Below are 8904 nucleotides of genomic sequence, written 5' to 3' on the forward strand. Positions count from 1 at the left end.
CTGAGTAAACGGCGTGGTGACTTCCCGCTCGATGGTGGCGCCGTTGGGAATGCGGCCAACGCTGGGTACGTTCACGGTAATCCTTGAACCATCGGCACCGGCCGCACCAAACCCGCCGACGACCAGACTGCCCTGGGCCATCGCATACACCTGACCATCAGCACCCTTGAGGGGTGTCATCAGCAGGCTACCGCCACGCAGACTGTCGGCATTGCCAACCGAGGATACCGTGATGTCCATTTCCTGACCGGATTTGGCAAAGGGCGGCAGACTGGCATGAACCGTCACCAGCGCCACATTGGCCAGATTGGCCAGATTGGGATTCACACCCTCCGGCATGGTCACCCCAAACTGATTCATCATGTTGCGGAAGGTCTGGTTGGTGTAGGCGCCGCGATCACCGGTGCCGTCAAGCCCCACCACCAGGCCGTAGCCCACCAGCTGGTTATTGCGCACACCATTGACACGGGCCAGATCCTTGAGGCGGTCAGCCAGCACCGGACTGGTGGCCATCAGCAGCCCCAGTATCACCACAAAACTTCTCACCAGGCTCATAAGGGCCACCACTCACTGTTAAAGAACCGGGCCACCCAGCCCATCTGGTTTGCCTGGTCAAAGTCGCCGGTACCGCCATAGGCGATACGGGCATCGGCAATCCGATTGGATGAAATGGTGTTGTTGGGACTGATGTCCTGGGGCCGCACCAGACCGCTCAGACGGATGTACTCGTCGCCGTTGGTCAGCGACAGCCACTTCTCGCCACGGATGTGCAATACCCCGTTCGGCAGCACCTCGGTCACAGTGACCGTAATACTGCCCGCCAGACTGTTACTCTGGTCCGCTTCCGCCGCACCTTCAAAATCGCGTTCCGCATTGACGTTGGTGCCCAGGCGGAACACCCGACCCAGTACAGAAGGATCGCCCAGACCAATTTCGTTGTCCTTGGTGATGCTGCTCTCAGCTGTTTTGCTGGCCGTGGTGGATTCCTGCAAGGTCACCAGCAGCACATCACCCACGTTGAGAGCAACGGTATCGCCGTACAGGTTGTAATTGCGGGAGCTCTGGTAAATGGAGCCACTGTGACTGTCCCGCTGCATCATGGCCTCTGCGCGCACCGGCGCGTAGGCCGGATCATTGGGCACCGGCCGCGGCCGGCTCATGGCCTGACAGCCCTGCAGCAGAACCACAACGGCAACCACCGCCAGCGTGGCCAGGCGGCGTAAGGCGGGACGTCTTTGGGTGTCAGTGGCCATGTGATTTGCTCCTGTGCTCTGCGACCGGATCAGCCGATATTCTGGGAAATGAACTGCAACATCTGGTCGGTGGTGGACACCACCTTGGAGTTCATCTCGTAGGCGCGCTGAGTGGTGATCATGTTCACCAGCTCCTCGACCACCTCCACGTTGGAGGACTCGATGCTGCCCTGCTCGATGGTGCCGAGGCCGGCAATGCCTGGCTCACCTTCCTGGGGGTCACCACTGGCAGCGGTTTCCCGGAACAGGTTGTTACCCATGGCCTGCAGACCCTGGGGATTGATAAAGTCCACCAGATTGATGTTGCCCAGATTCACCGGGTTGGCCTGATTCTCCACCACCGCCGACACCGTGCCGTCCTTGCCAATGGTGATACTGGTGGCGTTTTCCGGCACGTTGATGTTGGGTTCCAGCGGATAGCCCTCAGGATTTACCACATCGCCGTCCGAGTTAAGCTGGAACTGACCGTCACGGGTGTAGTTGACCTGACCATCCGGCATCAGTACCTGGAAGAAACCGCGACCGTTCACCGCCATATCCAGGGGCTGCTCGGTAATCTGCAGGTTGCCCTGGGTAAACTGCTTGGCCGTACCCACCACCCGCACACCGGTACCCAGCTGAAGCCCCGAAGGCAACTCCGAGTTTTCGGTGTTGAGGCCCCCCGGCTGTCGATTGATCTGATAAAGCAGATCCTGGAACACCGCCCGGTCGCGCTTGAAGCCGGTGGTGTTCACGTTCGCCAGGTTGTTGGAGATGGTGGACATGTTGGTGTCCTGGGCGCTAAGCCCGGTCTTGCTGACCCAGAGTGCTGGATGCATGGTCTTTCTCCCTCAGGTCCGGAACGGTCGGGCGGCGATTGCTTGCCGCTCGTCGGGCCGAAACCCCTGTCTGTCAATGGTTATCAGAGGTTCTGCAACAGTCGTGCCGTTGCTTCGGAATTCTGTTCTGCGGTCTGCATGACCTTTACCTGCATTTCGAACTGACGCGACAGCTGCAGGTTCGCGATCATTTCTTCCACTGCATTCACGTTGGAGCTTTCCAGGAATCCGGAGTTGAGGCGCAAATTGACGTCCACCGGCTCGGGTTCATCAATGGCCTGGTCCGGGCTGCGGCGGATAAATCCGTCTTCACCTTTCTGGAGCGCCTCCGCCGGCGGATTCACCAGCTTGATCCGGTCCACCTGAACCAGTTCGTTGGCCTGTCCACCGATGGGCACAATCGAGACAGTGCCATCGGCACCGATCAACAGGCGCTCATAGGGAGGCAAGGCCACAGGACCGCCATTGCCCAGTACCGGTTCGCCGCTGGCCAGGCGCAGCAGACCGTTGGTATCCACCTGCAGGCTTCCGGAGCGGGTAAAGACCTCTTCGCCAAGATTGTTCTGTACCGCCATCCAGCCATCCTGCTGAACCGCCACATCAAGATCCCTGCCGGTCTGCATCAACGCGCCCGGGCTCAGATCAGTGCCGGGTCTTTCGGTCATGGCGTAGGCCCGTGTCGGAAAGTGCTCACCAAAGACCGGCATGCTGCGGGCCTGGGTAAAGTCCTTCTTGAAACCGGTGGTATTCACGTTTGCCAGGTTGTTGGCATGGGCGCGCTGGGCCAGCATGTTCTGCTTGGCACCGGACATACCGATATAAAGTGACTTGTCCATGGGAGTACTCCTGCCGGAAATCTGACGTATTCAGTCATTTCCACAGTTAAAGCAGAAGTCGTGCCAAAGAATTTATCTTGTTGATATAAAAAAGAAAGGAAATAAAGAAGGGGATTCCTAAAAACAAAAGCGGACGCAGACTGCCGCCAGTCTGCGTCCGTTGACCCGGAATCCGGGTTATCTCAGGTTGATGATGGTCTGGGTGACCGCATCGGAAGTTTCAATGGTTTTGGCGTTGGCCTGATAGTTACGCTGGGCAATGATCAGGTTCACCAGTTCCGCCGAAAGATCCACGTTGGACTCCTCAATGGAGCTGGCCTTGATGGACCCCAGTGTGCCGGTATCCGGCGCCCCGACGATGGGCTGACCAGAAGCAAAGGTTTCAACCCAGGTGGTTTCACCCACCGGCGACAGGCCATTGGTGTTATTGAAGGTGGCCAGGGACACCTGCCCCAGGGTCTGGGACTGGCCGTTGGTGTATCGGGCAAAAATCACACCGGCATCGGATACGTCAAGACCCGAAAGGCGCCCGGTGGTATAGCCGTTCTGGCGCTGATCATTGACCCCGAATTCACTGCCGTACTGGGTAGTAGCAGCCAGATTCACCACGAGATTGGATGACGTAGGCGGATCAGGTATCGGGGTCGTGGCGCCATCTGAAACCAGCAAGGGACCATCTGAGCCATTCGGCTGGCCATTGGCATCCTTGGGTGTCCAGTTGGAAATCAGTATTTCACCGTTGGTATTGCCGTCGATAGACGCCAGGCTGCCGTCCTGGTTAAATTGGATATCGAACCGTGCGCGAGTGGGGTCACCGTTGGCATTGGGCGGATCCCCGACCTCCTCACCATCAATCTGAACATACATGGCCCAGACACTGTCGCCACCGCTGACCGGCTCCTTTACGAAATACTGGGTCATGGTGTGGGGATTACCCAGACTGTCGTAGATAGTGGAAGACGTTGCATGGTTGTAGGTGCGCTGATCCGCCGGATTGAAAGTATTGGTCCGGAAGGCCTCGTCGGTTGAGCCCGCCAATACTCCGGTAGCACTGCTGGAGGTCAGGCTCAGCTCCCGCTCAAGGGTGACCGTTACCGCACCCACAACGTCATCCGCGAACACCTCGGTGCCCGTGTCATCTTCAACACTGGCTGTGACATTGTTACCACGGCTGTCAATCAGGCGAAGGTTGCCGCCGTCCTCGGTGGCATTGATTGTGTTCAGTGGCGAGTCGTTGATGGCATCCCGAATCCAACCCAACGCTGCCGCGTCATCGGCCAGGGTAGCCGGTATATTGAAAGCGGTGTTCTGGACGATAACGCTGCTGCCCGGACTGATCACGCCACCCGGTATGTCCAGGGTAGATCTGGCAGAGGCGCCTACGCCACGCTGCTCGTTGAGCAAGGCAGCTGTCTCCCGTGCGGAGCTTCCCGCCGGAATGGTCACGTTCCGGGACGTACCGTCGGGGTAGCCGACCGTCAGCACCTCGTCAGCAAGCACCGGTCCGCCGACCGTTTGTACCCGGGTACCACTGACTTCAAGCACCGGCTCACGGGAGTCCAGATTGAGCTCTGACTCAAGACCGGTGGTGCGCCGGGGTGCCAGGTTGGCAGTATCGATCTGCAGATCCCCGCGAATACCTGACAGGTTGCCATCGTTGTCTGCCTGGTAACCCTGAACCCGCATGTTCTGGTTATTGGTGACGAAGCCGTCAAGGTCTACGCCAAACTGGCCAGCCCGTGAATAACGGGTCTCACCACCATTGTTGAGAACAAAAAAGCCGTCACCGTTGATCGCAAGGTCCAGGCCACTATCAGTAAAGCTGATATTCCCCTGGGCGTAATTCTGCTTCACATCCTGAACCCGTACGCCACCACCTACCGGGTTGGTGCCCGAGCTCAGAAAACCGCTGGCGTAGAGATCGCCGAACTGCGCCTTGCTGCCCTTGAAGCCAACGGTGCTGGCGTTGGCAATGTTGTTGCCGGTGACATCGAGGTCAACGGAAGCGGCTCTGAGTCCGCTAAGCCCAATATTAAAAGCCATTGTTCACCTCACTCAGTTAATTTGCTGGACATCGGCCAGGGCAATGGAGCCCATGCCGGCCAGGTTGAGGGTGATGTTGCCCCCCTTGCCCAGCGATACGCTGTCCACATTGGAGCTGACCAGCGTGTCCAGTTGTTCGTTACCTTCCGGGTAGGAGGCCTCAGCCACCACCACGTAGCGTCCCGGCGGCAACACATTGCCGTCGGCATCCTGACCATCCCAGCGGAACGCTTTCTGGCCGGCCTCGGAAGCACCAAGATCAATCCGCCTCAGCAACTCACCGGACTCATTCTGAATGGATAGTTTCAGGCCTCCGGTGGACGCCGGTACATTGACCACGCCGGTTATTTCACCGGAATCGTCCAGCATGCCGAAGTTGGCCGGCGCCAATACTGTACGGCCTACCATGGCAGAGGCCTGCAGTGCCTGGGTGGAGCGGAATTCACCCACCACGTTGTCGACGTTCTGCGACAGCTTCTGCATTTCCTCAAGCGAGCTGAACTGAGCCAGCTGCGCGATGAAATCGCCGTTTTCCTGAGGCTCCAGCGGGTTCTGGTTTTTCAGCTGGGCAATCATCAGCTCCATGAACTCATTCTTGCCAAGCTCGCTCTTGCTGCCTGCGGCCTCTTGCTGATGGCGGAAGCTGGCCAGCACGTCCGTGGTGGAGGTGTTATTCACCGTAGTCATCATTCATTCCTCCGCGGTTATTGCTGGCCCAGGGTGAGAACCCGCTGCATCATGCTTTTGGCGGCGTTCATCACGTCCACGTTCATCTGGAAACTGCGGGACGACGACATCATGTCCGCCATTTCCTCGACCACATTCACATTGGGGTAGAACACATAGCCATCTTCGTTGGCTGCCGGGTGATGAGGCTCGTATCGCATCTGCAGATCCTGCTGGCTTTCAACAATGCCCTGCACCGCAACCCCGGCGCCGGGGGTCTCGCCAAAGGCGAAATGACCGCGCTGGTCCGGATTCAGCATTTGCTCCTGGATGGCGGCAAACACCGGCTTGCGGGCACGGTAGGTCTGGTCGACGCTGGAACTGGCCGTTTCTGCGTTGGCAATGTTCGATGCCGTGGTATTGAGCCGCAGCTGCTGGGCGGTCATTCCGGAGCCGGCGATGTCAAAAATGCTTCCAAGGGACATGAAACTCTCCTGTTACGATTCGTTGGTTCGCCGGTTACTCGCCTTTAATGGCCTTGGTCAGACCGCTGAAGCGACTGTTCAGAAACTGGAAACTGGCCTGAAAATCCATGGCGTTGCGCATGAAGCGGCTTTGCTCCTGCTGGGCGTCCACGGTATTGCCGTCAATGGAAGGCTGGTGAGGCACCCGATACAACAGGTCGTCACTGCCGGCACCGCGACTGTCATCAATATGGGCGGCATGGGTACGCTTCATGGTTGCGGCGCTCTGGCTGGAAGCTCTGTCCAGCATGGCCTTGAAATCCACGTCGCGGGCCTTGTAGCCCGGGGTGTCGGCATTGGCCAGATTGTTGGCCAGCACTTCAGCGCGCTTGCTGCGCGCGTTCAGTGCCTGCTCGTGTATGCCCAGCGCGCTGTCGAATGAGATTGCCATACTGCCTCCCGAAATCCTGCAAGAACCGGCCGCTTTGCCGCCAGCTTTTGGTGTCTGAACAGGTATAAGCAAGAGCAGTGCCAGAGTGAAGGAATTATTGCAGTCTATTGATTTTAATAGCGTAAATCAGAAATGATCAGAGCAGAGGAGGTTTGCGAGGCGACGCCCCGACCCGGACCGGCAAGGCATTTCCTGTAACGTGCATGCGGTTGGCGGAAGCCGCGACCGTCAGTCTTCTGGCTGCGGCCAGCGGGACACGAATTGCGATACTTCGGCCCGGGGCACCGCCGGCTTTTCCGCCGTCACCGTACCGGTGTAGATAAACCCGACAATGGATTCCGTCGGTTGCAGCCCCAGCCCTTCCCGGACCCGGGCCCGCTCTGCCACATCACCGGTGCGCCACATGGCGCCAAAACCGGCAGAGTGCAGTGCCAGCACCAGATAGGCGACGCCGGCGGCACAGGAGTAGTTCTGCTCCTGGACCGGCACCTTGGGGTGGCTGACCGGTGATGCAATCGCCACCACGACCATGGGTGCCCGCAACGGCATGGCTCTGAGTTTCTCCCGCTGCCGTTCGCTGTCACTGTCGGTGGCTGAAGCTTCAAACAATGACCCCAGCTGTTGCAGGCCTTCACCTTCCACCACCAGATAGCGCCAGGGCCGCAACAGGGCATGGTCCGGTGCCCGGGCCGCACAGGCAAAAGCCTGTTCCAGGACCGATGCAGGCGGCGCCGGGGTCGTCAGCTTTGGTTCGGAAGAGCGGTTCAGTAATGCCTCGATAACCGGGTTCATGGCGCTCCTGTTCTGTTCTGGCCAGATGGTGTGTGGTTTCTCGTTAACGGACAACGGATACTGCCAGGAGTTCGTAGCCGGGCCGACGTTGCCAATTGCCGTCACCACCGCTATTCTCCCTGCTGCGAACCGGGAATTGAGATACTGCGGCAATCAGGGCGACGTTATTGCCTTCACCGACCGCAGGCAGTCTGGCAACCGTTACAGCGAGCAGCATACCACCTGCTGCCAGCACTGTCCCCGACCCAGCCAGGAGGCCCTGCCCGCCCCGGTACATCATATAAAGGGATGGGCCTGCCAACAGGGATCACCAGCACAGGCAAGCCGATGCCCAGTCATTCAGACACGTTGCAGATACAAGACCAGCAATCCGCGCTTCTGGACAGCCCCGAAGCCATTCCACCCATGCCCGACTTCAACGGCCGTCTGCTGGGAACGGCTGCCATCAGCGCCATGATGACGGCCGGCGTGGTGGACAACCTGTATAGCCAGTCGTTGCTCTGGTTGTTGGCCATGGCGCTGATCTGGCCCCACACGCTTCAGTTTATCGGTCAGCGGCTGGACGTCAAAGCCAGGCCCCGGGTTCGTCAATATCTGTTGCTGGCCGAATGTACCATCGTCGGATTGTTGATCGGCGCTACCGGACTGGTGCCAATCCCCTCCATGGCCATGGTTCTGATGATGATGTTCAGTTGCCTGATCATTGGCGGTACCCGGATGTGGCTCTACGGCAGCCTGTTAATTGGCGCCGGGGCCGGACTGATGGCGGGCCTGTTTGGCGTTTCCGGGCATCAGGATACGCCACTGCTGACCAGTATTGTTGCCCTGGTTTCGACCGGCGTGTTTATCTGCGTCACGGCTTACTACACCCACCAGCAGGCGCGCTCGTTGCTGGCCGCCAAAACCCAGATACAGAAGCAGCGGGAGCAATCCATCGTGCTGTCTGACAAGCTGTCGAAGTATCTGTCGCCCCAGGTCTGGCAATCGATCTTTACCGGGGAACGGGATGTGCGGCTCGAAACCCGCCGCAAGAAACTCACGGTGTTTTTCTCCGATATCAAGGGCTTTACCGAGCTGTCTGAGGAAATGGAGCCGGAGGCCCTGACCGAAGTACTCAACACCTACTTCAATGAAATGTCGGAAGTGGCACTGCGCTACGGCGGCACCATCGACAAGTTCGTCGGCGACTCTATCATGATCTTTTTTGGCGACCCCTCTTCGAAAGGCCAGAAGGAAGATTCCCTGGCCTGTGTCTCCATGGCCATCGATATGCGCAAGCATATGAAGATCATGCGTCAGCGCTGGCGCAGCCAGGGCATCCGCACGCCACTGGAAATCCGCATGGGCATAAGCTCAGGTTACGTTACGGTGGGCAACTTCGGGGCCGAGAACCGGATGGACTACACCATCATCGGCAAGGAAGTGAACCTCGCAAGCCGCCTGGAAGCGCTGGCAGAACCGGGCGAGATCCTGGTCTCCTACGAGACCTTTTCGCTGATCAAGGAACGGATCATGTGCCGCGACAAGGGCGAGATCACAGTGAAAGGCTTCGGCAAGCCGGTGTCCATCTACGAGGTGGTG

Annotated in this window: 11 protein-coding genes; 1 reads left to right on the top strand and 10 read right to left on the bottom strand. The window is 58.7% G+C overall.

Annotation, left to right across the window (positions count from 1 at the left end; translation table 11 throughout):
• The 10 genes from AAC035_RS14820 to AAC035_RS14865 all read right to left on the bottom strand — a co-directional run.
• Window positions 1-555 (bottom strand): flagellar basal body P-ring protein FlgI (locus tag AAC035_RS14820; protein WP_339805482.1); only part of this gene is annotated, 555 nt, incomplete at its 3' end.
• On the bottom strand, window positions 552-1253 hold the full coding sequence (gene flgH, locus AAC035_RS14825; protein WP_339805484.1) for a flagellar basal body L-ring protein FlgH: 702 nt from the start codon (window positions 1251-1253) through the stop codon (window positions 552-554). The genes flgH and AAC035_RS14820, both read right to left, overlap by 4 nt.
• A gap of 29 nt (window positions 1254-1282) precedes the next feature.
• Window positions 1283-2071 carry a flagellar basal-body rod protein FlgG gene (flgG, locus tag AAC035_RS14830; protein WP_339805486.1) on the bottom strand — a complete coding sequence of 263 codons (789 nt, stop codon included), beginning with the start codon at window positions 2069-2071 and terminating at the stop codon, window positions 1283-1285.
• Between the two features lie 83 nt (window positions 2072-2154).
• Complete coding sequence (locus tag AAC035_RS14835) at window positions 2155-2907, bottom strand: flagellar basal body rod protein FlgF (RefSeq protein WP_339805488.1); 753 nt, start codon at window positions 2905-2907, stop codon at window positions 2155-2157.
• 177 nt (window positions 2908-3084) lie between these two features.
• Entirely contained in the window at window positions 3085-4950 is a 1866-nt protein-coding gene (locus tag AAC035_RS14840) for a flagellar hook protein FlgE (RefSeq protein WP_339805491.1), read from the bottom strand.
• Between the two features lie 12 nt (window positions 4951-4962).
• A complete protein-coding gene (locus tag AAC035_RS14845) occupies window positions 4963-5637 on the bottom strand; it encodes a flagellar hook assembly protein FlgD (RefSeq protein WP_339805502.1) in 675 nt (224 codons plus the stop codon).
• Window positions 5638-5654: 17 nt separating this feature from the next.
• Window positions 5655-6101, bottom strand: coding sequence for a flagellar basal body rod protein FlgC (flgC, locus tag AAC035_RS14850; protein ID WP_339805493.1), 447 nt, complete (start codon window positions 6099-6101; stop codon window positions 5655-5657).
• Between the two features lie 34 nt (window positions 6102-6135).
• A complete protein-coding gene (gene flgB, locus AAC035_RS14855; RefSeq protein WP_339805494.1) occupies window positions 6136-6531 on the bottom strand; it encodes a flagellar basal body rod protein FlgB in 396 nt (131 codons plus the stop codon).
• 228 nt (window positions 6532-6759) lie between these two features.
• Window positions 6760-7323, bottom strand: coding sequence for a nitroreductase (locus AAC035_RS14860; protein WP_339805496.1), 564 nt, complete (start codon window positions 7321-7323; stop codon window positions 6760-6762).
• Window positions 7324-7366: 43 nt separating this feature from the next.
• Window positions 7367-7540 (bottom strand): hypothetical protein, encoded by a 174-nt coding sequence (locus tag AAC035_RS14865; protein WP_339805498.1) that lies wholly within the window; start codon window positions 7538-7540, stop codon window positions 7367-7369.
• Window positions 7541-7650: 110 nt separating this feature from the next.
• Between AAC035_RS14865 and AAC035_RS14870 the strand changes: the two genes are divergently transcribed.
• On the top strand, window positions 7651-8904 hold a 1254-nt coding region (locus AAC035_RS14870), incomplete at its 3' end, for an adenylate/guanylate cyclase domain-containing protein (protein WP_339805500.1).

This window comes from uncultured Marinobacter sp. (genome assembly GCF_963974375.1).
Lineage (GTDB): Bacteria > Pseudomonadota > Gammaproteobacteria > Pseudomonadales > Oleiphilaceae > Marinobacter.

Excerpts from the sequence above, each read along its gene's own strand:
- AAC035_RS14845 (WP_339805502.1), bottom strand. The coding sequence starts at position 5,637 with ATGACTACGGTGAATAACACCTCCACCACGGACGTGCTGGCCAGCTTC.
- flgG (WP_339805486.1), bottom strand. The coding sequence starts at position 2,071 with ATGCATCCAGCACTCTGGGTCAGCAAGACCGGGCTTAGCGCCCAGGAC.
- flgB (WP_339805494.1), bottom strand. The coding sequence starts at position 6,531 with ATGGCAATCTCATTCGACAGCGCGCTGGGCATACACGAGCAGGCACTG.
- flgH (WP_339805484.1), bottom strand. The coding sequence starts at position 1,253 with ATGGCCACTGACACCCAAAGACGTCCCGCCTTACGCCGCCTGGCCACG.
- AAC035_RS14860 (WP_339805496.1), bottom strand. The coding sequence starts at position 7,323 with ATGAACCCGGTTATCGAGGCATTACTGAACCGCTCTTCCGAACCAAAG.
- AAC035_RS14865 (WP_339805498.1), bottom strand. The coding sequence starts at position 7,540 with ATGCTGCTCGCTGTAACGGTTGCCAGACTGCCTGCGGTCGGTGAAGGC.
- flgC (WP_339805493.1), bottom strand. The coding sequence starts at position 6,101 with ATGTCCCTTGGAAGCATTTTTGACATCGCCGGCTCCGGAATGACCGCC.
- AAC035_RS14840 (WP_339805491.1), bottom strand. The coding sequence starts at position 4,950 with ATGGCTTTTAATATTGGGCTTAGCGGACTCAGAGCCGCTTCCGTTGAC.
- AAC035_RS14835 (WP_339805488.1), bottom strand. The coding sequence starts at position 2,907 with ATGGACAAGTCACTTTATATCGGTATGTCCGGTGCCAAGCAGAACATG.